This window comes from Curtobacterium citreum (genome assembly GCF_006715175.1).
In the GTDB taxonomy this organism is placed as follows: Bacteria; Actinomycetota; Actinomycetes; order Actinomycetales; family Microbacteriaceae; genus Curtobacterium; species Curtobacterium citreum.
The window spans coordinates 2324325-2348066 of sequence record NZ_VFMQ01000001.1 but is presented as its reverse complement, the minus strand read 5'-3'; the positions used below and the strand labels follow the sequence as shown (position 1 = coordinate 2348066).

Annotated in this window: 21 protein-coding genes; 8 read left to right on the top strand and 13 right to left on the bottom strand. The window is 73.7% G+C overall.

Annotation, left to right across the window (positions count from 1 at the left end; genetic code table 11):
• Positions 1-136: 136 nt before the first annotated feature.
• The 6 genes from FB462_RS11120 to FB462_RS11095 form a co-directional block, all read right to left on the bottom strand.
• Complete coding sequence (locus FB462_RS11120) at positions 137-808, bottom strand: response regulator transcription factor (protein WP_058740671.1); 672 nt, start codon at positions 806-808, stop codon at positions 137-139.
• A 146-nt stretch (positions 809-954) separates the two neighbouring features.
• The gene (locus tag FB462_RS11115; RefSeq protein WP_141861927.1) at positions 955-2277 is read right to left on the bottom strand and encodes a hypothetical protein; all 1323 of its coding nucleotides are present in this window, start codon (positions 2275-2277) and stop codon (positions 955-957) included.
• Entirely contained in the window at positions 2274-3431 is a 1158-nt protein-coding gene (locus tag FB462_RS11110) for a sensor histidine kinase (protein WP_114850037.1), read from the bottom strand. The genes FB462_RS11115 and FB462_RS11110 overlap by 4 nt, the downstream gene beginning before the upstream one ends.
• A 296-nt stretch (positions 3432-3727) precedes the next feature.
• Complete coding sequence (gene metX, locus FB462_RS11105) at positions 3728-4927, bottom strand: homoserine O-acetyltransferase MetX (protein ID WP_141861925.1); 1200 nt, start codon at positions 4925-4927, stop codon at positions 3728-3730.
• A gap of 117 nt (positions 4928-5044) precedes the next feature.
• A complete protein-coding gene (locus FB462_RS11100; protein ID WP_058740667.1) occupies positions 5045-6376 on the bottom strand; it encodes a bifunctional o-acetylhomoserine/o-acetylserine sulfhydrylase in 1332 nt (443 codons plus the stop codon).
• Between the two features lie 147 nt (positions 6377-6523).
• A complete protein-coding gene (locus FB462_RS11095; protein ID WP_141861922.1) occupies positions 6524-7693 on the bottom strand; it encodes an acyltransferase family protein in 1170 nt (389 codons plus the stop codon).
• Positions 7694-7765: 72 nt separating this feature from the next.
• On the opposite strand from FB462_RS11095, the gene FB462_RS11090 reads away from it, so the two are divergent.
• From FB462_RS11090 to FB462_RS11070, 5 genes are all read left to right on the top strand, one after another.
• Positions 7766-8539, top strand: a complete 774-nt coding sequence (locus FB462_RS11090; RefSeq protein WP_114850035.1) for an SDR family oxidoreductase — start codon at positions 7766-7768, stop codon at positions 8537-8539.
• Between the two features lie 109 nt (positions 8540-8648).
• Complete coding sequence (locus FB462_RS11085; protein WP_217507756.1) at positions 8649-9182, top strand: phosphoribosyltransferase; 534 nt, start codon at positions 8649-8651, stop codon at positions 9180-9182.
• Positions 9179-9898 (top strand): Type 1 glutamine amidotransferase-like domain-containing protein, encoded by a 720-nt coding sequence (locus tag FB462_RS11080; RefSeq protein ID WP_141861920.1) that lies wholly within the window; start codon positions 9179-9181, stop codon positions 9896-9898. The genes FB462_RS11085 and FB462_RS11080 overlap by 4 nt, the downstream gene beginning before the upstream one ends.
• A gap of 9 nt (positions 9899-9907) precedes the next feature.
• A complete protein-coding gene (locus FB462_RS11075) occupies positions 9908-10588 on the top strand; it encodes a uracil-DNA glycosylase (RefSeq protein ID WP_141861918.1) in 681 nt (226 codons plus the stop codon).
• Between the two features lie 146 nt (positions 10589-10734).
• A complete protein-coding gene (locus FB462_RS11070; protein WP_058740663.1) occupies positions 10735-11343 on the top strand; it encodes a GNAT family N-acetyltransferase in 609 nt (202 codons plus the stop codon).
• Between the two features lie 163 nt (positions 11344-11506).
• On the opposite strand, the gene FB462_RS11065 is transcribed toward FB462_RS11070, so the two are convergent.
• On the bottom strand, positions 11507-12232 hold the full coding sequence (locus FB462_RS11065) for a FadR/GntR family transcriptional regulator (protein WP_141861916.1): 726 nt from the start codon (positions 12230-12232) through the stop codon (positions 11507-11509).
• A gap of 311 nt (positions 12233-12543) precedes the next feature.
• On the opposite strand from FB462_RS11065, the gene FB462_RS11060 reads away from it, so the two are divergent.
• Both FB462_RS11060 and FB462_RS11055 read left to right on the top strand, forming a co-directional pair.
• A complete protein-coding gene (locus FB462_RS11060) occupies positions 12544-14121 on the top strand; it encodes a GntP family permease (RefSeq protein WP_254631632.1) in 1578 nt (525 codons plus the stop codon).
• 38 nt (positions 14122-14159) lie between these two features.
• The gene (locus FB462_RS11055) at positions 14160-14645 is read left to right on the top strand and encodes a gluconokinase (RefSeq protein ID WP_141863338.1); all 486 of its coding nucleotides are present in this window, start codon (positions 14160-14162) and stop codon (positions 14643-14645) included.
• A 21-nt stretch (positions 14646-14666) separates the two neighbouring features.
• On the opposite strand, the gene FB462_RS11050 is transcribed toward FB462_RS11055, so the two are convergent.
• The 6 genes from FB462_RS11050 to FB462_RS11025 form a co-directional block, all read right to left on the bottom strand.
• Positions 14667-15590: a L,D-transpeptidase gene (locus tag FB462_RS11050; protein ID WP_141861914.1), complete on the bottom strand. Its 924-nt coding sequence runs from the start codon at positions 15588-15590 to the stop codon at positions 14667-14669.
• A gap of 81 nt (positions 15591-15671) precedes the next feature.
• Complete coding sequence (locus FB462_RS11045) at positions 15672-17663, bottom strand: glycoside hydrolase family 43 protein (protein ID WP_141861912.1); 1992 nt, start codon at positions 17661-17663, stop codon at positions 15672-15674.
• A gap of 129 nt (positions 17664-17792) precedes the next feature.
• Complete coding sequence (locus tag FB462_RS11040) at positions 17793-19457, bottom strand: ABC-F family ATP-binding cassette domain-containing protein (RefSeq protein ID WP_141861910.1); 1665 nt, start codon at positions 19455-19457, stop codon at positions 17793-17795.
• A 246-nt stretch (positions 19458-19703) separates the two neighbouring features.
• Positions 19704-20372 carry a response regulator gene (locus FB462_RS11035; RefSeq protein ID WP_141861908.1) on the bottom strand — a complete coding sequence of 223 codons (669 nt, stop codon included), beginning with the start codon at positions 20370-20372 and terminating at the stop codon, positions 19704-19706.
• Positions 20369-21214 carry a sensor histidine kinase gene (locus tag FB462_RS11030; RefSeq protein ID WP_141861906.1) on the bottom strand — a complete coding sequence of 282 codons (846 nt, stop codon included), beginning with the start codon at positions 21212-21214 and terminating at the stop codon, positions 20369-20371. Before FB462_RS11030 ends, FB462_RS11035 begins: the two co-directional genes overlap by 4 nt.
• A 461-nt stretch (positions 21215-21675) precedes the next feature.
• On the bottom strand, positions 21676-22653 hold the full coding sequence (locus FB462_RS11025; RefSeq protein WP_141861903.1) for a type II CAAX endopeptidase family protein: 978 nt from the start codon (positions 22651-22653) through the stop codon (positions 21676-21678).
• 119 nt (positions 22654-22772) lie between these two features.
• On the opposite strand from FB462_RS11025, the gene FB462_RS11020 reads away from it, so the two are divergent.
• On the top strand, positions 22773-23735 hold the full coding sequence (locus tag FB462_RS11020; RefSeq protein ID WP_141861901.1) for an NmrA family NAD(P)-binding protein: 963 nt from the start codon (positions 22773-22775) through the stop codon (positions 23733-23735).
• Positions 23736-23742 lie beyond the last annotated feature (7 nt).

Here is a 23742-nt window from a genome sequence, read left to right as displayed (position 1 = left end):
GCACGAGTGTCGACAGCGACCGGAGGACGGACGGGAGGCACGTGGCGGCGTCGCCACGTGGAGGCACGTGGCGGCGTCGCCACGTGCCTCCCGTCCGGTTGCTGGGTGCGGCAGTCCGCCGGACCGCGAGCGGTCCCTACAGCCCGACCGGGCTGCCGTCCTGCACGATGATGCCGTCGGTGATCGCCCGCTTCCGCAGCGCGACCTTCGTGCCGACGTCGAAGCCGGCGACGCGGTACTTCTCACGGATGCGCTTGAGGTAGCTCTTCGCGGTCTCCTCGGAGATGCCGAGCTGGTACGCGACGCTCTTGACCGGCTCGCCGCCGCCGTAGAGCGCCATGACGCGACGCTCCTGGGCGCTGAGCTTCGGGACGCCGCCGACGTCGCCGCTGTTGATCGCGAGGTCGAGCTCGGCGGAGACGTACTGCTCGCCGCGCTGCGCGGCGCGGATCGCCTCGACGATCATGTCCGCGTCCTCGCTCTTGACGAGGTAGCCGAGGGCGCCGGCGCCCAGGGCCTCGCGGACGACGTTCGGCTCCGAGTACGTGCTCATCACGACGGTCTTGACGCCCGCGGTCTTGAGCGTGGAGATCTTCAACGACACCGGGATGGAGTCCTTGAGGTCGAGGTCCAGCAGGACGACGTCGACGGGGAACGCCGGGTTCGTCAGGAGCTCGGGCCAGGTCGTGACCGCGGCGACGAGGGTGATGTCGTCGGCGGCGCTGCGGATCCACTCGGTGAGTGCGCCGAGGAGCATCTTGTGGTCGTCGACGAGTGCGAGTCGGATCGGTTCCTCTGGAGTCGCCATCAGGCGTCCTTTCTCGGGGGCGTGCCTGCCGATCCTAGGGGGAGCGACCGGTCGTGGCGGGCAGGTGGGCCAGGGTGTCCGGGACTCCGGGGCCGGCCAGGTGGTGCGTTCGTGGGGCGGGTCGCTCGGCGCGCGGCGGGACGGGGCTACATCGACGGGTGCCGGTCGACGACGCAGTGGGCGACGACGGTGAGCACCCCGTCGCGGACCGAGTCGGTGTACGGACCGATGCGCTGCAGGGCGCTCCACGCGGTGGGGCCGAGGCGACGCCGGGGGACCCCGCGGGACTCGAAGACGATCGGCACGTCCATGCGTTCGTCGGAGACCGGGTGGCCGTCGGAGCCGATCGGCCCGAGGGTCACGGAGACGACCGGGACGCCGGGCTGGCTCGTCCGGCCGTCGCCGACCATCTGCCAGAGCGCCTGCAGGAGCCCGTCGCGCTGCGCGGGGGTGAGGTGCCCCGCGAGGCCCTGCGGGTCGGCGACGCTGACCGAGCGGCCGAGGTGGTCGGACTCCGTGATGGCGTGGTAGAGCCAGGTCTCGCGGCGGCCCTCGATGAGGTGCAGGCGGAGCTCGGTGGCGAGCGACGCGGCGACCGAGGCGGAGGCATCGGACAGGGGGAGCGGGTCGGACCCGTTCGCGACGGCGTCGAGGAGCTTCTCGGCGGCCAGGTCGAGCCGGGCGAGCTCGTCGGAGGCGAGCATGCCGACGGCGAACTGCGGCGCCTGCACGTTGCTCTGCACGAGCACGCGGTCGAGCTCGCGCTGCACGAGCTGGCGGAACCGGTGCACGACGAACAGGGCGATGGACGGCGGGACCACGACGATCGCGAGCATCGACACCAGGCCCGGCATGGTGTCCGGGGTGATCGGCGTCGACGTCACCGCCATCGCGACGAAGGCCGCACCGAGCACGACGATCGCGGTCCCGACCTCCTTTGCGGGGCGCAGCGAGGCGATCGGGAGCAGGGCGAACCCGGCGGCGACCGACGCGCTCGCGGTCCGGGCGAGGTCGTGCTCGGGGAAGATCCCGACGAAGTCGAGCGTCACCACGCACGCGAGCACGACGCAGATGAGTGCGAAGGCGGTGCCGGTCAGGCGTTCGCCGTAGGTCATCAGGCTCAGGCAGACGCACACAGCGGCGAGGAGGTAGAGCGCCCACGCGGCGGCCGGGAGCCACGGGTTCGACAGCCCGGGAGCGTGCACGAGGAAGAGCGCGATGCCGGCGACGGCCTGGATCGCGGCGAGCACCGCGGCGCCGAGGCCGAGGTAACCGGTGCCGAGCGACGCCCCGGGCTTCGCTGCCTGGCGGAGCGAGCGCGCGCCGGTGGAGGTGGACGGCAGGCCCCGGGCCTGCCGCCGGTCGGTCCCGCGGTAGCGCTCCCGGGCCTCGCGGCGGGTGCGGGGTGCGGCCGCCGCGGTCTCGCCGGGCAGGCCGCGGCTGATGGTGTCCTCCGGCAGGCGGCTCACCGCGGTGCCTCCAGCACGACGGTGGTGCCGGAGCCGGGCGCCGAGAAGAGCTTGGCGTCACCGCCGACCTCGCGCAGACGGTTCACGACGCTCTCCTTGAAGCCGAGTCGTTCGGCGCCGACGGCGTCGAGGTCGAAGCCCACACCGGAGTCCGTCACCATCGCGCGGACGGTCTCCTGGTCGTGGACGATCGTCACGTGCGCCTCGCCGACACCCGCGTGCCGTCGGACGTTCTCCAGGCACTCGCCGAGCGCGAGCAGGAACGCGTCGAGCACGTGCGAGGGGAGCAGGACCTGGCCGGTGCCGTGCCAGCTGACCTCGAGCCCCATCCGGCCGAAGCGCTGCTTGACGGACTCGAGCGTCTGCCCGAGCGGCGACTCCTCCTGCCGGGTGAGCGAGTAGTCGCCGGACTGCTGCGGCTGCGGGGTCGCGCCGAGCCGGAGGTGGCGGAGGAGGCGGGCGTCCTCGGCGGCCTGCTCGCGCATGGCCTGCTCGGAGACCCCGCGGCCGGAGTGGGCCAGGAGCGTGAGGGTCGCGAGCACGGTGTCGTGCAGGAGCCGGGCACCCTGTCGGCGCTGGGCCTCGGTCTCGCTCGCCTGGCGTTCGGCGCGGTGCGCGGTCCCGATGCTCTGGATGCGTCGGGCGACCCGGGGGATGCTGCGGGCGATCCACACGGTGATCACGGCGATGAGGATCCACCCGAGGGCTGTCCCGACCGCGGCGGCGGACAGCACGCTGCCGGACGCCCACACGACCGCCGCGAGCGCGACGGCGCCGCTGCCGATCGTCAGGGCGAGACCGGGGCGGGAACCCCGCTGCGCCATGAGCGGTGCGGAGAGCGAACCGGCGGCCAGGGGGACGACGGCGGCGGCGACCACGGGACGCTGGTCGGGCGTCGTGCCGAGGAGCAGGAGGGCGAGTGCGCCGAGCCCGGAGACGGACGCGAGGGCGCTCCACCACGGGGAGCCGTTCGCGCCGAAGGCCAGGAACGCGGCGATGAGCACGGCGATGCACGCGAGCGCACCGAGGAGGGGCATGATCGGCACCGACGCCGAGCTGATGATGCCCACGACCGACACCAGGGCGCACGTGACACCCACGACACGGGTCGTCGACCGCAGCAAGCGGTCGCGTTCCTGTGCGATGAAGTCCATCGGTGTCCTGGTGGTGACGTCAGCACCGCTCCGGTGGTTCCGGGGGCTGTGCTGGTGCGGCGGTACGGGTGTGCTGGTGACCGTCCGTCCGGGGGTCCGGACGGTCGTGCGCTCGGCGGGAGACCGGCTCCGTCGTCATCATTCCACGGGCGGCACCCGTTGTGGGGTGTCCGGCACGCCAGTGACGTCAGGATGGCGACGGGATCGTTACCCGGGCCGCGCTGCGCGGACGCGCGGCGACGGCGTCGGCGGTGCCCACGCGGACGACGGCACCGAGCGGCGCGGACGCCCGGCGGTCAGTCGAGCAGGCGGCGCAGGTGGGCCCCCACGGCCTCGTGCTCGATGAGGAACCCGTCGTGCCCGAACTCGCTGGCGATCACCGCCGCCCGGTCGCCGTCGAGGGCGTCGGGCACCCCGGCTGCGATGCGGTGCTGGTCCTCGACCGGGAACAGTCGGTCGCTCGACACCCCGACCACGAGCGTGCGCGCCCGCACCGTGCCGAGCGCTGCGGCGACCCCGCCCCGGCCGGCCCCGACGTCGTGCGAGTCCATCGCGTGCGTCAGCGTCACGTACGAGGCCGCGTCGAACCGCCGGGTGAACTTGTTGCCGTGGAAGTCGAGGTAGCTCTCCACGCTGAAGCGGCCGTCGTCGCCGAGCGGAGAGACGTCGCTCTGCCAGGACCGGGCGAACCTGCCGTTCAGCTCGTCGGGCGCGCGGTAGGTCATGAGCGCCATCCGCCGTGCCAGGGCGAGCCCGCGGTGGGGTCCCTCGCCGGGGTCGGCGTCGTGGTAGTCGCCGTCCGCGAAGGCCGGGTCCATCTGGATCGCCGTGCGCTGCAGCGAGTTCGCGGCGATCTGGTCGGCGGTGGTCTGCGCGGTCGTGGCGAGCAGCGCGAGGCGCTCGACCCGCTCCGGGTGGGCGATCGCGAACTCGAGCGCGTGCATGCCGCCCATCGACCCGCCGACGACGGCCGCGAAGCGCTCGATGCCGAGCCGGTCGGCGAGCTGCGCCTGCACGGCGACCTGGTCGCGGACCGTGACGAAGGGGAAGCGGCCGCCCCACTCGCGGCCGTCCGGCGCGACCGAGGACGGCCCCGTCGTGCCCTGGCACCCGCCGAGCATGTTCGGCGCGACGACGAACCACCGATCGGTGTCGATCGCCCGACCGGGTCCGACGACGTCACCCCACCAGCCGGCCGTGCGGTGCCCGGGTCCGGGGGGACCGGCGACGTGCGAGTCCCCGGTCAGCGCGTGGAACACCAGCACCGCGTTGTCCCGTGCGGCGTTCGGCGTCCCCCACGTCTCGTAGGCCACGCGCACGGACGGCAGGCGGCCACCACGCACCCACTGCTCGCCCAGCGACTCGAAGCGGCGGGCGCCGGGGTGGTCGCCCGGGCGCCAGGCCCCGGTGACGGGCGGCTTGCCGAGGGTGCCCAGCTCGGCGCCGGGCACGAGGGTGGACGGCACGGAGTCCTCGGGGGTCGTCTGCCAGTCCATGGTGGGTCCAGTCTGCCGGGAGGCGCGACGCACCGCCGCCGTGTTACGTCATGCCCGGCGTGTGGCCGGGCCCGCGAGCGCGGCGACGACGCTCCGCCCGCGCGCCCGGCCCGCGCGCTACGCGCGCTGGCCCTCCTGGGCGACGGCCCGCGCCGCCGCGAGCCCCGCCTCGAGGTCGGCCCGCAGGTCCTCGACGTTCTCGATGCCGACCGACAGCCGCACGAGCCCCGGGGTGACCCCGGTCGTCAGCTGCTGCTCGGGCGTGAGCTGCGAGTGCGTCGTCGATGCCGGGTGGATCACCAGGGACCGCACGTCCCCGATGTTCGCCAGGTGCGAGAACAGCTGCAGGTGGTCGACGAACGCCTTCCCCGCGGGCACGCCGCCCTTCAGCTCGAAGGACAGCACCGCCCCGACGCCGCGCGGCGCGTACTTGTTCGCTGCCGCGTACCAGGGCGAGGTCGGCAGCCCCGCGTAGGACACCGACGCGACGTCCGGGTGCCGGTCGAGCCACTCGGCGATCTCCTGCGCGTTCGACACGTGCCGCTCGATGCGGAGCGACAGCGTCTCGATGCCCTGCAGCAGCGCGAACGCGGTGTCCGGGGAGTTCGACGCACCGAGGTCGCGGAGCAGCTGCACCCGGGCCTTCACGACGTACGCGAGCTCGTTGCCCACGGCCTGCGCGAACACGGCGCCGTGGTAGGACGGGTCGGGGCTGTTGAACTCCGGGAAGCGCTCGGCGTGGTCCGACCAGGCGAACCGGCCGCCGTCGACGATCACGCCGCCGATCACCGTGCCGTGGCCGCCGAGGAACTTCGTCGCCGAGTGCACGACGATGTCCGCGCCGTGCTCGAACGGACGGATCAGGTACGGCGTCGCGATGGTGTTGTCGACGATCAGGGGCACGCCGGCCTCGTGCGCGACGTCCGACACCTTCGTGATGTCGAGGACGTTGATGCGCGGGTTGCCGATGGTCTCCGCGAAGAACAGCTTCGTGTTCGGCCGGACCGCGCGGCGCCACTCCTCGGCGTCGTCCTGGTCCTCGACGAAGGTGGTCTCGATGCCGAGCTTCGCGAGCGTGTACTTGAACAGGTTGTACGTGCCGCCGTAGATCGACGACGACGACACGATGTGGTCGCCGGCACCCGCGATGTTGAGCACCGCGTACGTCTCCGCCGCCTGCCCCGAGGACACGAGCAGCGCCCCGGTGCCGCCCTCGAGCGCGGCGATCCGCTGCTCGACGACGTCGTTCGTCGGGTTCATGATCCGCGAGTAGATGTTCCCCGGCTGCGCGAGCGCGAACAGGTCGCGGGCGTGGTCCGAGTTCTCGAACACGTACGACGTCGTCTTGTAGATCGGCGTCGCACGGGCACCCGTGGTCGGGTCGGGCTGCGCGCCGGCGTGGACCTGTGTCGTCTCGAACCGCCAGGCGGCGGCGTCGTTCGTGCTCATCGGTGCTCCTGTCGGGTGCGGTGGTCGTCGGGTCGCCCTGCGCGTCGGACGGGAGGCCCGTGGCTGCGCTGCGTCGACCGTCACGGTACGCAGGTGGCCGGGCGGGCACCAGCAGGGCCGCCACCGGGCGTAACGGACGGGGCGGACCTAGGCCGTGCCTCCAGGCCGTCGGGGTGCCGGTCCCGGGGTCGCGACGTCCCTGCGGAACAGCCAGTCCACCTTCGGCTCGAGCAGCCAGCGCATCGCGCGGCGCACGAAGGGCTGCGCCAGGAACAGGCTGACCGCGCAGGCGACCGCGACCATCAGCAGCACGTACGGCCAGGCGGAGTGCTCGCCGGCCAGGACCCCGGACTCGCGGATCGGGTACAGGACGAACGTGTGGAGCAGGTAGACGGACATCGTCGCCGCGCCGAACCGGGTGATCCACACCCTCCGGCGCGGCACGAGCAGCAGGAACGACGCCGTCAGCACGCCGGCGAGCAGCACCAGACCGAGCCGGACACCGCCCGCCCACCAGGCGTCCTCACCGAGCCCGGCGTACGAGTCGTCGTAGAAGAACCAGTGGTGCAGGTCGAACTCGGCGAACTGCGGGATGAACAGCAGGCAGGCGGCCGCCCACGCCGCGAACACCGCGCCGGCCGCCATGCGCACGCGCACCACCGTGCGGCGGGACGCCTCGTACCAGCGGTCGAACAGCCCCCACTGCCTGAGCTGCCAGCCGACCAGGAAGAACGGCAGCAGGCTGATCGCCCGACCGAGCGAGAACGTCGAGTCGACGTTGTCCGAGTACCCGACCCCGACGCTGAGCACCACCGCCCAGAACAGCGGCCACCGCAGGATCGCCAGGTACGGCAGCACGAGCCGGAAGATCCCGAGCGCCAGGAGGAACCAGAGCGTCCACGTGGGCTGCGTCGGGTTGAACTCCTTGCCGCCCTCGACGACCGCCTGCACCACGGTCCAGATCGTCTGCATCACGATGTACGGCACGACGATGTCGGTGAACGTCCGCCGCATCCGCTGCGCGGACGGGGTGTCCGCCGACGAGAAGTAGCCGCTGATCACGCCGAACGCGGGCATGTGGAACGCGTAGATGAACGTGTAGAGCGCGAGGGCGTGCTCGCTGCCGGCCGTCTGGCGCTGGATGGCGTGCCCGATCACCACGAGGGTCACGGCGACGAAGCGTGCGGTGTCCCACATCGGGATGCGACGAGGGGCGCGGCCGGGCTCGAGCGGGGTGGTCGGGGCGGTCGGCGCGGCGTCCTTGCTCGTGCGTGGTCCGGTGTCCCTGCTCGTGCGCGGTCCGGCGTCCCTGCTCATGCCCGGTCACGGTACCGGATCGTCGTCGGTACGGTGGTGCGGTCCGCTCCCGTCCCTTCCGTCGGAGGTCCCATGTCCCGTCTCGCCGTCGTCACCGGAGCCAGCTCGGGCATCGGTGCCGCCACCGTCCGGCTGTTCCGCTCGAGGGGCTGGGACGTCCTGGCCGTCGCCCGACGCGAGGACCGGCTCCGGGCGCTCGCCGAGGAGACCGGCACCGACTGGCTCGTCGCGGACGTCACGGACGCGGACGCGGTCGCGGCGCTCGCCGCACGGGTGGCCGAGGCCGGCGGTGCCGACGTGCTCGTGAACAACGCCGGTGGCGCCCTCGGCTCGGCGAGCGTCGAGGAGTCCGACGTCGACGACTGGCGCGCCATGTTCGAGGTGAACGTGATCGGGACGAAGCGCGTCACCGCCGCACTGCTGCCGCAGCTCCGCCGTCGGGCCGCGATCGCCGGGGTCGCGGACGTCGTCACCGTGACGAGCACGGCCGGGCACGTGGCGTACGAGAACGGCGGTGGCTACAACGCCGCGAAGTTCGCCGAGCACGCCCTGGTCGGCGCGCTCCGCCTCGAGCTGAACGGGGAGCCGCTCCGGGTGGTCGAGATCGCCCCCGGGCTGGTGAAGACCGACGAGTTCGCCCTCACGCGCTTCCGGGGCGACCGCGAGAAGGCCGACGCGGTGTACGCCGACGTGCCGGAGCCGCTCGTGGCCGAGGACGTCGCCGAGGCGATCGTGCACGCGGTCGAGCTGCCGGCGCACGTCAACCTGGACCTGGTGACCGTGCGGCCCGTCGCGCAGTCGGCGCAGCACAAGCTGGCGCGGGGGCCGCTCACCCCGCGGAGCTGACGCGGGCGGACGCCGGGCTGCGTCCGCGCCCGGGTCCGGGTCGGTCCGGACGCGCGCGGGTCCTGGTGACGGGTCGCGGTGGACGGGGCAGTGCCGCTACCGTGGTCGGATGCCGATCAGCAGCGAACCCGGGGCAGCCGCGCAGGCACCCTCGACCGTGACCGTCACGAGCGGGCCCGAGGTGCTCGGGTGGCTCGAGTTCGGGGACGCGGCCCGGCTGCTCGCCAAGGACGTGCTGTCCTCCGGCTTCGAGCCCGAGGTCGTCGTCGCGGTCGCCCGCGGCGGGCTGATCATCGCCGGTGCCGTCGCCTACGCGCTCGGCACCAAGGAGTGCGGCTCGATCAACGTCGAGTTCTACACCGACGTCGAGCAGCGTCTGGACGAGCCCGTCATCCTGTCGCCGGCCCTCGACGCGCCGAGCCTGGCGGGCAAGCGGGTCCTCGTGGTCGACGACGTCTCCGACTCCGGCCGCACCCTGCGCCTGGTCGTCGACATCATCCGGAACGCCGGCGCCGACGTCCGCAGCGCGTGCCTGTACTCGAAGCCCGGCACGGTGCTCGAGCCCGACCACGTCTGGCGTCGCGTCGACGGCTGGATCACGTTCCCGTGGAGCGCCCTCGCCCCGGTGACGGCCGAGTCGTGAGCATCCACCTCGTCGGCGGCGGCCCGGTCATCGCCTCGGACGCCGTCGCGCCGTTCCTTGCCGAGGCCACCGCGCGCGCCGCTGCCGTCGGCCGGACCGTGCCGCGCATCGGGCTCCTCTCCGTCTCGCGGCAGGACGGCACATCGCCCTCGTCGACGGCCGACCTCGCCGAGGCCCTCGGCGGTGCCCGGCAGGCCGAGGTCCTGGTGACCGAGGTCGCCCCCGGCACGGTCTTCGCCACCTCGGTCCTCAGCGACGTCGACGCGCTCGTGATCGGCGGCGGCGTGACCCCGCACTACCTCGACGCGATCGCCCCGCTCGTCGACCAGATCCGGCTGCTCGTGTCCGACGGCCTGCCCTACCTCGGCTACTCGGCCGGCGCGATGGTCGCTGCCGACCGCGCGCTCCTCGGCGGCTGGCGCATCGGCGGCGTCGAGGTCTGCCCCGAGGAAGCGTCCGAGGGGCTGGACGAGGTCGAGCTCCGCGAGGGACTCGGGCTCGTCGACCTGACCATCGACGTGCACGCCGTCCAGGCCGGCACGCTGGCGCGACTGATCGCCGCCGCCGAGGCGGAGTTCGTCACCGCCGGGCTCGCGATCGACGAGGACACGGCGCTCGTCGTCGGCGAGGGCGCCCTCCAGGTCCGCGGCACCGGAAGCGTCTGGCGCGTCGTCGCCGGGGACGAGTCGGTCTCCGTCGCGACCATGGGCGCCTAGGCACCGGTCGTGCAGCCGCGGCCGCTCGCCGAGCTCGTCGACCCCGGGTGGGCCGAGGCCCTCGCGCCCGTCGAGACCGACGTGCACCGGATGGGGGACTGGCTCCGCGACGAGGTCGCCGCCGGGCGCCCCTACCTGCCCGCCGGCGACGTCGTCCTGCGTGCGTTCACACAGCCCTTCGACGACGTGAAGGTGCTCGTCGTCGGACAGGACCCGTACCCGACGCCGGGGCACCCGATCGGGCTGTCCTTCGCGGTCGACCCGCACGTCCGGCCCGTTCCGCGGAGTCTGGCGAACGTCTACCGCGAGCTCCGCGACGACCTCGGCGTGACGCCGCCGGCGCACGGCGACCTGCGTGCGTGGTCGGAGCAGGGCGTGCTGCTGCTCAACCGTGTGCTGACGGTCGGGTCCGGCGCCGCCGGGAGCCACCGCGGCAAGGGCTGGGAGGCCGTCACCGACCAGGCCGTTCGCGCGCTCGTCGCCCGGGGGACCCCGCTCGTCGCCGTGCTCTGGGGTGCCCAGGCTGCGTCCGTCCGACCGCTCCTCGGCGACACCCCGGTCGTGGCGTCGGCGCACCCGTCGCCGCTGAGCGCCTCCCGCGGGTTCTTCGGCAGCCGTCCGTTCTCGCAGGTGAACGCCCTGCTCGAGCAGCAGGGCGCGACCCCGGTCGACTGGTCCCTGCCCGTTTGACGCGCCGGCACGTCGGCCGAGTCTCGGCGTGGGCGACACGACTCGGGTCGCAGCGCCCGGGAGTCGTCGCCCAGCGCGAGACTCGGCAGCGCCCGCCGTCGTGGCAGCGCCTGACGGCCCGGCCGCGCCCGCACTAGGCTCGGGACGTGCTCGAGGAGGAATACCAGCGTCGCCGCGTGCTGCCGCGCCACCTGCGCGCGCCCGTGCCCGCCGAGGCCGCGTTCACCTACACGATCCGCGCCGCCGAACCCGGGGACCTGCCCGACGTCCGCGAGATCCACACGCACTACGTCCGGAACTCCTCCGTCACGTTCGACCCGTCGGCGTTCACGTTCGCGAAGTGGAAGCAGCGGTACGACGAGGTCCGTCGCCGCGGCCTGCCGTTCCTGGTCGCCGAGAACCCGTCCGGGCAGGTGCTCGGCTACGCCCTCGTCGACCCGTGGAACCCGCGCGACCGGTCGAACCACGTCGTCGAGGACTCGATCTACCTCGGCGCCGCCGCCGGTGGGAAGGGACTCGGCCGCGCCCTCATGGAGGCCCTGCTCGAGGAGTGCCGCTCCGCCGGCGTCCGCGAGGTCATCGCCGTCATCGCCGACCGCCAGGCCGAGGCGTCGATCCGCCTGCACGAGCGCCTGGGCTTCGAGGAGGTCGGCCGCATGGGCAAGGTCGGCTTCAAGTACGACCGCTGGCTCGGCACCGTCACGATGCGGCTGCGCCTCCGCGGTCCCCGCCTCTTCGCGCGCGGCCGGCGCTGACGCGGCCCCGGGCCGGAGGGGAGGCGCGTGGCGGGGTCCGCACGATCCTCCCGTCCGCCCTTCCCCCGGTCGCGCGCGATGGCTGGTCGTTCCGGGCGTACCCGGTGCTCCGGGAACGTCAGGGATGCCCGGTTCCGCCAGGTACCGACGCGCCGCTCGCCCGTCAGGGGGCCGGTGCCTCGGCGATGAACTCGTCCCGCGTGACGCGCAGGAGCGCCGTCGCGGCGGAGGACGCGGCGTCCGCGTCGCCGTCGACGACCGCGCGCGCGACCGCCACGTGGCGAGCGGCGGCGTCGTGGGTCCAGCGGGTGATGGTGTCGCGCGACTCGGAGGTGCGGGTGCGGAGCAGGGCCTCGACGGTGCCGGCGAAGTGGGCGAAGACCGCGTTGCCGGACGCCGCGAGGAGGGCGCGGTGGAAGCGGACGTCGGCCTCGAGGTAGGCGCGGGAGTCGTCGCGGTCGCAGGCGGCGGCCATGTCGGTCGCGGCGGCGAGGACGGCGGCGGTACGGTCGGTGCCGTCGGTGGCGTCGGTGCCGACGTTCGTGGCGGCCAGGGCGGCGGCGACGGGTTCGACGCCGAGCCGGAGCTCGAGGAGCTCCCGCTGCTGCGCGAAGTACGCGGGGGAGGCGCCGCGCCACCGGATGACGGTCGGGGCGAGGAGCTCCCACGAGGACGCGGGCCGGACGAGCGTGCCGACCCGCTGCCGGGGCTCGACGAGGCCGAGGGACTGGAGGACGCGGAGGGCCTCGCGGACGACGGACCGGGACACGCCGTACTCCTCGGCGACGGCTTCGGGGCGGACGACCGTGCCCGGACGGAGCAGTCCGTCGACGATCTGCTGCCCGAGCGTCTCGAGCACCTGGGCGTGGAGCCCGCGGGCGGTGGTCATCGTTCCTCCGTGCTGGTCGTGCTGGTCGTGCTGGTCGTGCTGGGTGTGCGACTCGGGCGGATTGTGCGTTGCAGCGCGCGACCCGTCCGGCTGGGTCCGTCCTGCTCATCGAAGCGGCAGACTGCCGGGCAGGGCGCACGGCACGCGGCGCTTCGTCGTATGATCTGATTAATCAGATTATTGGACCGGACCATCGCGTGTCCGGTCGCGCCCCGCGCGGACCGCCGGCCGACCACCCGGCCGACCGGTCACGAGCGGTGCACACACGAAGGCGACGGGGCCGCGAGGCGGCGGCCCAGGAAGGGGCACAGATGCCTCACGCACCCACGTCCGGAGCGTTGGACGAGCTAACCGCGCACGGGCTGACCGCGCCGCACGGGCTCACCGTCCTGGCGGCCGAGGGCGGCAGCACACCGACCGTCGACCCCTCCGGGGCGGTCGGCCAGCTCGTCGCGGCGGCGGTGGTCGGCATCGTCGTCATCATCGTCCTCATCACGTGGCTCAAGGTCCACCCGTTCATCGCGCTCGTGATCGGTGCCCTCGGCGTCGGGATCGGCGCCGGGCTCGCCCCGGACAAGGCCGTGACGAGCTTCGGCAACGGCTTCGGCGCGACGATGACGAGCGTCGGCATCCTCGTCGGCCTCGGGGCGATGTTCGGCCGCATGCTCGTCGACTCCGGCGCTGCCGACCGAGTGGTCGACACCCTCGTGCGACGGTCCTCGACGGCCGCGCTGCCGTGGACGATGGCCCTGATCGGGGCGCTCATCGGACTGCCGATGTTCTTCGAGGTGGGCCTCGTGCTCCTCATCCCGATCATCGTCCTCGTCGCGAAGCGCAGCGGCGTCCCGATCATGAAGATCGCGGTCCCGGCCCTCGTCGGCCTGTCGACCATGCACGCCTTCGTGCCGCCGCACCCCGGCCCGCTCGTCGCCGTGTCGACGGTCGGCGCGAACCTCGGCACCACCCTGGCCTTCGGCATCGTGCTCGCGATCCCGGTCATCGTCCTCGCCGGTCCGGTCTTCGCCCGCTTCGCGGCGCGCTGGGTCGACATCCCCGCGCCCGACATGTTCTCGTCGCGTGGTGCGGCCGCGTCGACCGGCTCCGGTCCGGCGGACCCCGCGCAGGCCGGACGGGAGGCACGGCGCGGCCCCGCCACGCAGGACACCGCGTCCCTGCCGAACGGCAAGAGCGACTTCACCCGCGTGATCAGCGAGCCGCGGAGCCCGTCCTTCACGGTCGCCCTGGTCGGCATCCTGCTGCCGGTGGTGCTCATGCTCGCCCAGGCCGTCCGCGAGGCCGTCGCGCCCGACGCCGCCGGCGGCTGGGTGTCGCTGCTCGACTTCCTCGGGTCGCCCGTGATCGCGATCGGCATCGCCGCCGTCTTCGCGATGGTGTTCTTCGCGATCGGTGGTGGCATGGACCGGTCCGCCGTCGCGAAGTCCCTCGAGGACGCGCTGCCCCCGATCGCCGGCGTGCTGCTCATCGTCGGTGCCGGCGGCGGCTTCAAGCAGGTACTCATCGACACCGGCATCGGCGGGGTGATCGCGGACGCCGTGCAGGAGTCCGGCATCTCGGTGCTGCTCGTGGCGTGGGTTGTGTCCGCCCTCGTACGCGTCGCCACCGGGTCGGCGACGGTCGCGACCGTGACGGCCGCCGGGATCATGGCGCCGATCGCCGAGGGGCTGTCGACGCCGGAGACGTCGCTGCTCGTCCTCGCCATCGGTGCGGGGTCGGTGTTCCTGTCGCACGTGAACGACGCCGGGTTCTGGCTCGTGAAGGGCTACCTCGGCACGACGGTGGGGCAGACGTTCAAGACGTGGACCGTGCTCGAGTGCCTCATCTCGGTGCTCGGCCTGGGCGGCGTGCTCCTCGCGGGGGTGTTCCTGTGACCGCCGAGGCCGGGGTCGACGCGCGGGTCCTCGTCGTGATGGGCGTCTCCGGGTCCGGGAAGTCCACGGTCGCGGCGATGGTCGCCGAGCGCCTGGGATGGGACTTCGCCGAGGGCGACGAGATGCACCCGCCGGCGAACGTCGACAAGATGCAGGCCGGCACCCCGCTCACCGACGAGGACCGCTGGCCCTGGCTCGACGTCGTCGCCGGGTGGATCCGGACGCACCTGGACGACGGACGCCCGGGCGTGGTGACCTGCTCCGCGCTGAAGCGCTCGTACCGCGACGTGCTCCGCGCCCCCGGGGTCGTCTTCGTGCACGTCGCGGGCGACGGCGCGCTCATCGCCGACCGGATGTCCGCGCGGTCTGGGCACTTCATGCCGACGTCGCTGCTGGCGTCGCAGCTGGCCACGCTCGAGCTCCCGCAGGCGGACGAGGCGCACGTGACGATCGCCGCGGACCGGACGCCGGAGGAGGAGAGCGCCGAGGTGCTCGAGCGGCTCGGGTTGTCGCCGAACGCCTGAGGCATCGGACGACGTCCGCGGTCAGGTGAACTGGATCGCGGTGCCGACCGGCAGCTGCGCGAGGGTCTTCGTCATCTCGGCGGAGATCCGGACGCAGCCGTGCGAGCTGCCGGTCGGGTCCGGGTAGTAGTGCAGCGCGGTCAGGGCCGCGTTCCCGCCGTACTGGGCGATCCGCGACGAGTGCGCCCCGGTCAGGATGATCGGGTTGCCCTGCGTGTACGTCACGCGGGCGTCGACGTACGCGGCCTCGACGTACGTCGCCGTCGCGGTGGGGGTCGGGTCGTCGGGCGTGCCGAGCCGGGCGGCCTCGGTCGCGCTGACCGCCCCGTCCCGGCCCACGACCGAGACCGTCGACGCGGCGACGTCCACCTGGATCATCCGGTCCGCGGACGTGAGCGTGAAGTCGGCGGCGCGCGCCCAGGCGAAGGTGGCGCTCGGCGCCGTCGGGTCACCGCCGTCGCCGGGGGTGCGGTTCCGCGCCGGGGTGGAGACGAGGACCATGCCGCCGTCCTGCCCGGGGCTCCGGCCCCAGACGGCCGTGGCCGCCGGGGTGTCGATCGTCGAGACCGTGGACGCGAGCGTCGCGATCGGAGCTGCCGACGCCGACGGCTCGGCGTAGAGCGCGACGAGTGCAGCGTTCGGCACGGCGATCGTCCACTGGTTCTCGGGGTGGACGTGCGTGCCGTCGAGGAGCTGCGGGACGACCGCGTCGTGGAAGGCCAGGGGCAGGGCGGCGAGCTGCTCGGCCGACGGTGCCGCCGGGACCGCGGCCAGGGGCGTGGCGCTCGGCGTCGGCGACGGGGTCGGCGAGACCGAGCGCGGCGCTGCCGCGCGGGTGGCCGCCGGTTCGGGCGCCGACCCCGCCGCGACGACCCCGACGACGGTGCCCGCGACGGCGACCACCCCGACGGCTGCGAGTGCGATGCCCCAGGTCCTGCGCTGCATGGTGTCCTCCCCGGCACCAGTCCACCAGATCCGGGCCGGGAGGGCACGCCGCTCGGCGCGGCGCGCCCCCTCGACGGCGGGTCAGCCCTTCGAGACCATCACCCAGCTGAGCTGGATGCCGTACTTCGTCGCGGGCGAGACCCGGAGGTCGACGACGCCGTCCTTGCCGACGGTCACCTCGGCCGACAGCGTCCGGAAGGTGCCGTCGATCGGCTGCGCGGTCGCGACGGTCTTCCCGTTGACCGACACCGCGGCAGCGCGACCGGGCGCGCTCTTGGTCCACGGGTCCCAGAAGCCGACGTCGACGCGCTGCTTGCCGGACTTCAGACCGGTGAGCACGTACTCCAGGTCGGTCGCGTCGGCCTGCCAGCGGACGGTGCTCGTGATCGTCCCGCCCGAGGTGCCGTTCGTCCCGCCCGTGGTGCCGAGGTAGCCCCAGTGGTCGCCGGTCGACGGGTCGGCCCCGAAGCGCTGGTCGTCGACGGAGTTGAGCAGCCGGTCGCCGCGCTGCCGCAGGAACGCGAGGTCCGCGGTGTGGTCGGCGGTGCCCTGGCCGCCGGCGTCGACGAAGTAGGACAGCTTCGCGGGGAGCACCGTCACCGTGCGGGTGAAGGTCCGGCCGTCGTCGAGTGTGCCGGTCACGGTCCGCTCACCGGCCGTGGCGAGTGCGTCCGCCGCCCACGTGACGCGGTGCGACCGGGTCGTGGACCCCTCGCGGACCTGCACGGTGCGCGGGAGTGCCTTCGTGCTCGACGAGAGCGTGGCCTGCCCGGGGACCGCGGTGGTGACTGTCCAGGGCGTGGACGGCTGCAGGTCGTCCAGCGTCCAGCTGGTGGTGTCGCACGAGAACGACATCGCGCCGCCCTCGCCGAAGGTCACCGGGAGCCAGACCGACGGCGCGGTCCGCAGGTCGGTGGCGTTGTTCCACCGGTCGCCGAGGTACACGACCCGACCGTCGCCGAGGTTGAGCAGCGACGTGCTCTGCGAGTTGCACGTGGTGTCGGCGTTCGTGCCGGTGGCCGGGTTGCCGTGCGCCGTCCAGGTCCCGAGCAGGTCCGTCGCGGTGGCGTACGCGGCCGCGTTCGGGGCCCACCCGGTCGCGCCGGAGGTCACGAGGTAGTACGTCCCGCCGACCTTGGTGAGGGCCGGGGCCTCCCGCTGCCCGCCGATCCAGGGCTGCGGTCGGCGGAAGTCGACGCCCTCGACGGCCGTGGCAGGGTCCGCCGACAGGTTCGTGTAGTCGGCGTCGAGCTTCGAGATGTAGAGCGTCAGGTTCTCTTCGCTGGCGTAGACGATGTACGCGGTGCCGTCGTCGTCCACGAAGAGGTTCATGTCACGGGCCATGCCCGGGTCGCTCGGGTGCTGGTTGGTGGGGTCGCTCGCGGGGACCCGGTCGAGCCGGTACGAGTCGACGTAGCGGAACGGTCCCGTGGGGGAGTCGGCGACGGCGACCCCGGCGGTGGCCTTGGCGTACTGGGCGTCGGAGGTGGCCGTGGGGCCGTCGGCGTGCACCCACATGACCCACTTGCCGGTCTTCGCGTTGTGGATCACCTTCGGCCGCTCGAGGATCGCACCCGGACGGGTCGCGCTCTCCGCCGTGACGCCGAGGTCGCGGTAGACGGCGTCCTGCTGCGCCTGGTCGTAGCCGCCGTACAGCGCGGCGAAGTACGGGTCGGCGAAGTCGGCGCGGCTCGTCATCGTGCGGAGGGCGAGGCCCTCGTCGTGCCAGTCGTACAGGTCGCGCGACGAGTAGACGTGCACGCCCGGGGTGTCGCTGTACCCGTTCGTGCGGTCCTCGCCGTACCAGTAGTAGATCGGCTTGCCGTCGCTGTCCTGCGCGGTGACGACCTGGCCGCCGTGCCCCTGGATCGGCTGTCCCTGGTCGTCGTTCCACGGCTGTCCCGGCTGGAAGGCCGGCGCTGTGGTCGATGCTGCTGCGTTCGTCGCTGCCGCGGCCGGTGCCGCCGCGGCGAGGGCCGGGGCACCGCCCAGCCCGCCGACGGCCACCGCTGCCGCGATCGCCCAGGCGAGTGTGCGTCGCCCGTTCCCCTGTCGTGTTGCTCGGATCCCCATCGATCCCGCCTCCTCGGCTGTCGTCGTCGACCCCTGTGTCGACCCGGTGCTGACGGCTGTGTCAACGTCAACATCCTGGAGGGGTCGGCGCGGGCAGCGCAAGGGTGCCGTCCCGTTGCCGCACCCGGATCAGCGCTCGGTGACCCGCCCGTCCTCGACCCGCCACTGCCGGTCGAGCCGGACCGTGTCGAGCATCCGGCGGTCGTGCGTGACGAGCAGGAGGGTGCCGTCGTAGCCCTCGAGCGCCTGCTCGAGCTGTTCGATGGCCGGGAGGTCGAGGTGGTTCGTCGGCTCGTCGAGCACGAGGACGTTCACCCCGCGGGCCTGCAGCAGCGCCAGCCCGGCGCGGGTCCGCTCCCCGGGGGAGAGCTGCGCCGCCGGTCGACCGACGTGGTCGGCCTTCAGCCCGAACTTGGCGAGCAGGGTCCGGACGTCGGCCGTGGTCATCTCCGGGACGAGGGCCTCGAACGCCGCGGCGAGGGGCTCGTCGCCCGTGAAGGCCGCTCGGGCCTGGTCGACCTCGCCGACCGCGACGCTCGACCCCATCGAGGCGTTCCCCGACGTCGGCTCGATCCGTCCGAGCAGCGCCGCGAGGAGCGTCGACTTGCCGGCGCCGTTCGGTCCGGTGATGCCGATGCGGTCCCCGCCGGAGACCTGCAGCGAGACGGGCCCGAGGGTGAACCCGCCGCGTTCGTAACGGGCGTCGGACAGCGTCGCGACGACGGCGGACGACCGCGGGGCGCTCCCGATCGTGAACGCGAGCTGCCACTCCTTGCGCGGCTCCTCGACCTCGTCCAGGCGTGCGATCCGGGACTCCATCTGCCGGACCTTCTGCGCCTGCTTCTCGCTCGACTCGCTCGCGGCCTTCCGACGGATCTTGTCGTTGTCGGGGTTCTTCTTCATCGCGTTCCGGACGCCCTGGCTCGACCACTCCCGCTGGGTGCGGGCGCGGGACACCAGGTCGGCCTTCGTCGCCGCGTACTCGTCGTACGCGTCGCGCTTGTGCTGCCGGGCGATCTCGCGCTCCTCGAGGAACGAGTCGTACCCGCCGCCGAACAGCCGGTGTGACGACTGCGCGAGGTCGAGTTCGAGCACCGCGGTGACCGAACGGGCGAGGAACTCGCGGTCGTGGCTGACCAGGACGGCGCCACCGCGCAGGCCCCGGACGAACTGCTCGAGCCGTTCGAGGCCGTCCAGGTCGAGGTCGTTCGTCGGCTCGTCGAGGAGCACCACGTCGAAGCGGGAGAGCAGCAGTGCCGCCAGTCCGACGCGCGCTGCCTGCCCGCCGGACAACGCGGTCATCGGGGAGTCCGGGCCGACTCCGGCGTCCTCAGCGCCCACGTCGAGCCCGAGCTCGGCGAGGACGACGGGCAGGCGCTCGTCCAGGTCCGCGGCGCCCGCGGCGAGCCAGTGCTCGAGCGCCGCGCTGTAGCGGTCCGCGGCGGCGTCGTCGGCGTCCGGCGCGCCGAGGGCCTCGGCGGCGGTGTCCATCGCCGCGGTGGCCTGGGCACACCCGGTCCGACGGGCCACGTACGCGGCGACCGTCTCACCGGGGACGCGCTCGTGCTCCTGGGGCAGCCACCCGACGAACGCGTCCGGCGGGTTCGTCGACACCGTGCCGGCGAGCGGCTCGTCGACACCCGCGAGCAGCCGCAGGAGCGTCGACTTCCCGGCGCCGTTCACCCCGACGAGCCCGATCACGTCACCAGGGGCCACCGTGAGGTCGAGGCCCTCGAAGAGCGTGCGTGCGGCGTGGCCGCCGGCGAGGTCCTTGGCGACGAGCGTGGCGGTCATCCGGACATGGTCCCACGGACGCGCGCCGCGTCCGCGACGCACCACCCACCGGACGGGAGGCTCGGGTCGGCCCCGCCACGCGCCTCCCGTCCGTCAGGCGGTCCCGCCCGTAGCGAGCGTTCCTGCCCATCGCGCGTGACATGGGATGCCGATCCGCGCGTGGGGTGCCGGAAGGAACGGCCTCCTACGAGCGATTCACCCTCCTACGAGCGGATCGGCCTCCGACGCGCGGAGCGGCAGCGCGCGCTACCCCTCGGGGACCGCCACGACCCGGTTCTGGTACGCCCACACCACTGCCTGCAGGCGCGACCGGACCCCGAGCTTCGGGAGCATCCGCGCCAGGTACGACTTCACGGTGGAGACCTCGACGACCAGGGCCGCCGCGATCTCCTCGTTCGACATCCCCTGCGCCAGGAGCAGCAACACGTCGCGCTCGCGGGCGGTCAGGACCTCGCTGGCGCGGTCCCCGGTCACGGGCTGCAGGCTGCGCCGGGACACGAACTCCCGCAGGACCCGCCGGGTCAGGGAATGGTCGATGGTGCCGTTGCCCGCCGCGACCTGCCGGACGGCGCCGACGATGACGTCGGGCTCGGCGTCCTTGAGCAGGAACCCCGACGCGCCGGCCTCGAGCGCCCCGAACACCAGGTCGTCGAGGTCGAACGTCGTCAGCACCAACACCGGCACCGCGGGGTCCGCGTCCGGAGCGCAGAGCTCCCGGGCGACCTCGATCCCGTTCCGCACCGGCATCCGGACGTCGAGCACCGCCACGTCCGGCCGCGTCGACCGCGCGAGGGCGAGCGCCTCGCCGCCGTCGGCCGCGACCGCCACCACGTCGACGTCCGGCTCGGCCGCGAGCAGCGCGGACACGCCGGCGCGGACGAGCGGCTGGTCGTCCGCCACGAGCACCCGGATCACGACGCCGCCTCGGGCTGCTCGCGGCTCAGCTCGAGGGTCACCACCCAGCCGCCGCCGTCGGTCGGCCCGGCCTGGAGGCGCGCCCCCACCAGGTCCGCCCGCTCACGCATGCCACGCAGTCCGTTCCCACCCGCTGCCGTGCTCCCGGACGACGGTGCGGTGGGAACCGAGTTCTCGACACGGACCCGGAGGCGTTCGTCGTCGCGGTCGTCGACGGTCACCGTGACCATCGACCCGGCCGCGTGCACGGCTGCATTCGACAGCGCCTCCTGCACGGTCCGGTAGGTGACGAGCTGCGCGAGCGGACCGACGCCGTCCGCCAGGGGACGATCGCCCGGCAGCACCTCGAGCCGGACGTCCGACCGGAGCCGCGCGCGTTCGACCAGGTCGACGACGCCGGCGACGGTCTCGACCGTGCGTTCGGCGGGGGAGTCGTCGCGCAGGAGCCCGACGAGGCGACGCAGGTCCTCGAGCACGGCGGTGCTCTGCTCCCGCACCTGCCGCACCCCCTCGTGCGCGGCGGGCGGGTCGACGTCGATCTGCCGGTCGATGACGGCCGACATGAGGGCGATGCCGGACAGGTGGTGCGCGGCGATGTCGTGCAGCTCGCGGGCCATGGCAGCACGCTCGCGGGACACCGCGGCGTCGACCCGGGCGTCCTGCTCGCGGACCGACGCCGAGGCCTCGGCGGCGCGAGCGTCCGCCTCCGCCGAGCGTGCGTCGGCCTCGGCGACCCGGGCGGCGCGGACCTCCCGGCGGGAGCGGACGACGAGCGCGACGACCAGGGGGAGCCCGACCGCGCCGAGGGCCTGCAGGACGCCCTGCCCCGACGCGTCGAGCAACGCCCGGACGACCTGCCCGCCGCGGAACGCTCCGCTGACGATCGCCCGGTGCCACCCCCGTGCCGACGGCGACGAGCAGGGCGGTGACGACGAGCGCGGGCCAGGTCCGGACCAGGGGCGCGCGCAGGGCGACGACGACCACCGCGACGAGGACCGGGAGCGCCGTCAGCCCGAACAGGTCGACGACCGCCGGGACGGCCACGGCGATCGGCACCGGGACCGCGGCGACCGCGACGAGCACCGTCCGGGGGAACCGACGCACGGCCAGGAGCGCGGCGGACTGCACGAGCAGCCCGAGCGCCAGGAGCGACCACGGCAGGCTGCCCACCGCGGGAGCGACGACGGGCGCTGCGAGGGTCTCGGGGTCGGCGGCGTCCAGCGGCGGGAGGCCGAGCAGCAGGCCGAGCGCGACGACCGCGGTGCCGAGCGCGACCAGCACCTCGGTGCGGCCGACGCGGGACTCAGCGGGTGCCATCGTCCGATCCTACGAGGACGACGTGCGCCGACGTCGTGGTGGAGGGCGTGCCTCCCGGCCGGTCACCGCGCGCACCCGGGTAGCCGAGCCGCCCGCGGGTGGCGACGAGCAGGACGACCGCCGCGACCGTGGAGACGATCGCGAGACCGTGCATCATCGTGCCGGCCGTCATCCCCGGGTACATGTCCGCCCACAGCGTCGAGATGGTGTTGTTCACACCGACGTGCAGGAGCAGCGCGACCGGCAGGCTCTCGCCGGTGCGGTTGAAGACCCAGGTCATCACGACGTTGAAGGTGATCGTGAAGAGCGCGAACACGAGCGGTTCCGACCAGTGCGCGTCCGGCCACCCGCCCCAGTCGGACAGGTACAGCGGCATGTGCCAGAGCGCCCAGAGCGGACCGAGCACCGCGACGGCACCGAGGGGACCGAACCGCTCCTGCAGCCGGGGCAGGGCGAAGTCGCGCCAGCCGGGCTCCTCCGACAGACCGGTGGTGAACAGCTGCACGACCAGCCCGGGCACGAGTGCCACGAGCGCCAGCGCCGTGGGAGCCTGCACCTGACCGCCGGAGAACGGCAGCCCGGTCAGGACCACCAGCAGCGGGACGCCGACGAGCGCCAGCGCGTACCAGCGCCACGGGACCCGCCAGCGCCACAGCCGCCCGACCCAGCGCCGGAGACCCGGGCGCCCGTCGGCGAGGGCCGTGACGAGGAACGCGCTGCCGAGCGGACCGAGGAGCGCCCCGGGGAGGATGCCGGTGAACTGCGCCGTGCCGAGCAACTCCGGGAAGTGGACGTCCCAGACGCCGAGCCCGTGCGGGCTGAGGATGTACGGGATCCAGGCGAGCCAGCTCAGGCCGAGCGCCAGGACCGCGAAGGTCGCGATGGGGTGTCGCGCCGCGAGGTTCGTCCGGGGTGCGTGCTTCCCCGTGTTCGTGTGTTCGTCGGTCTTCGTGTGTGGAGGCATGGCTTCGACGCTAGGAATCCGCCGTCCCCGCGACGACCGGCGGAGGGACGCACCACCGGGAGTTCCTCCGAAGGGTGCAAGCCGGAGCCGACCCGGGCGAGGGTGCGTAGCGTCGGGGCATGACCACCACCGTCCTCGTCGCGGGCGCCACCGGCGACCTCGGCACGCGCATCGTCCACGCCCTGCTCGACGACCGGTCCCCTGTCGGTGGCACGGGTGCCGACCGGGGACCCGTGCTCGTCCGGGCGCTCAGCCGGTCGGGCGGGGCGGCCGGGTCGACCGGTGCCGCGAGTGCCTTCGGGGCGCCGGACCGCGTGCGCCTCGTCTCCGCCGCCTACGACGACCACGACGCCCTCGTCCGCGCCCTCGACGGGGTCGACGTCGTCGTCTCCGCGGTGAGCGGGACCCGCTCGGTCATCGTCGACGCCCAGTCCGCCCTGCTCCGCGCCGCCGTGGACGCCGGGGTGCCGCGGTTCCTGCCGTCCGACTACTCCGCCGACTACCGCTCGATCACCCCGGGCACCAACCGCAACTTCGAGCTCCGCCGCGAGTTCACCGCCGTGCTCGACGCCGCACCGGTCCGCGCGACCTCGGTGCTGAACGGCGCCTTCACCGACATGCTCACCGGCCAGGCACCCATGATCCTGTTCGACCGCCGCCGGGTGCTGTACTGGTCCTCCGCCGACCAGGTGCTCGACTTCACCACGAAGGACGACACCGCGCGGGTGACGGCGCTCGCCGCACTCGACCCGGACGCCCCGCGGGTCGTCGAGGTCGCCGGCGACCGGGTGACCGCCCGGAGCGTCGCGGACACGCTCTCGCAGCTCACCGGCACGCACTTCCGCACGCAGTGGGCGGGCACCGCGAGCACGCTGTCGGCCATGGCGCGGATCGGCCGACGCGTCTCGAGCGCCCCGGACGACGAGCCGTTCCCCGCCTGGCAGGGGATGCAGTACTTCGTCAGCATGTTCAGCGGCGAGGCCACCCTCCACCACGTCCGGAACGACCGCTACGGCCCGCACCGCTGGACGACGGTCCGGGACGTGCTCGCCGCACACCTGGCCGCGGACACCGCCGCCTAGGCTCAGG

What these genes read in the sequence shown, in the direction of transcription:
- FB462_RS11055 (WP_141863338.1), top strand. Translation starts at nt 14,160, where the DNA reads ATGGGCGTCTCCGGGTCCGGGAAGTCCACGGTCGCGGCGATGGTCGCC.
- FB462_RS11100 (WP_058740667.1), bottom strand. Translation starts at nt 6,376, where the DNA reads ATGAGCACGAACGACGCCGCCGCCTGGCGGTTCGAGACGACACAGGTC.
- FB462_RS11085 (WP_217507756.1), top strand. Translation starts at nt 8,649, where the DNA reads ATGCCGATCAGCAGCGAACCCGGGGCAGCCGCGCAGGCACCCTCGACC.
- FB462_RS11120 (WP_058740671.1), bottom strand. Translation starts at nt 808, where the DNA reads ATGGCGACTCCAGAGGAACCGATCCGACTCGCACTCGTCGACGACCAC.
- FB462_RS11090 (WP_114850035.1), top strand. Translation starts at nt 7,766, where the DNA reads ATGTCCCGTCTCGCCGTCGTCACCGGAGCCAGCTCGGGCATCGGTGCC.
- FB462_RS11110 (WP_114850037.1), bottom strand. Translation starts at nt 3,431, where the DNA reads ATGGACTTCATCGCACAGGAACGCGACCGCTTGCTGCGGTCGACGACC.
- FB462_RS11020 (WP_141861901.1), top strand. Translation starts at nt 22,773, where the DNA reads ATGACCACCACCGTCCTCGTCGCGGGCGCCACCGGCGACCTCGGCACG.
- FB462_RS11050 (WP_141861914.1), bottom strand. Translation starts at nt 15,590, where the DNA reads ATGCAGCGCAGGACCTGGGGCATCGCACTCGCAGCCGTCGGGGTGGTC.
- FB462_RS11095 (WP_141861922.1), bottom strand. Translation starts at nt 7,693, where the DNA reads ATGAGCAGGGACGCCGGACCGCGCACGAGCAGGGACACCGGACCACGC.
- FB462_RS11025 (WP_141861903.1), bottom strand. Translation starts at nt 22,653, where the DNA reads ATGCCTCCACACACGAAGACCGACGAACACACGAACACGGGGAAGCAC.
- FB462_RS11040 (WP_141861910.1), bottom strand. Translation starts at nt 19,457, where the DNA reads ATGACCGCCACGCTCGTCGCCAAGGACCTCGCCGGCGGCCACGCCGCA.
- metX (WP_141861925.1), bottom strand. Translation starts at nt 4,927, where the DNA reads ATGGACTGGCAGACGACCCCCGAGGACTCCGTGCCGTCCACCCTCGTG.
- FB462_RS11065 (WP_141861916.1), bottom strand. Translation starts at nt 12,232, where the DNA reads ATGACCACCGCCCGCGGGCTCCACGCCCAGGTGCTCGAGACGCTCGGG.
- FB462_RS11045 (WP_141861912.1), bottom strand. Translation starts at nt 17,663, where the DNA reads ATGGGGATCCGAGCAACACGACAGGGGAACGGGCGACGCACACTCGCC.
- FB462_RS11060 (WP_254631632.1), top strand. Translation starts at nt 12,544, where the DNA reads ATGCCTCACGCACCCACGTCCGGAGCGTTGGACGAGCTAACCGCGCAC.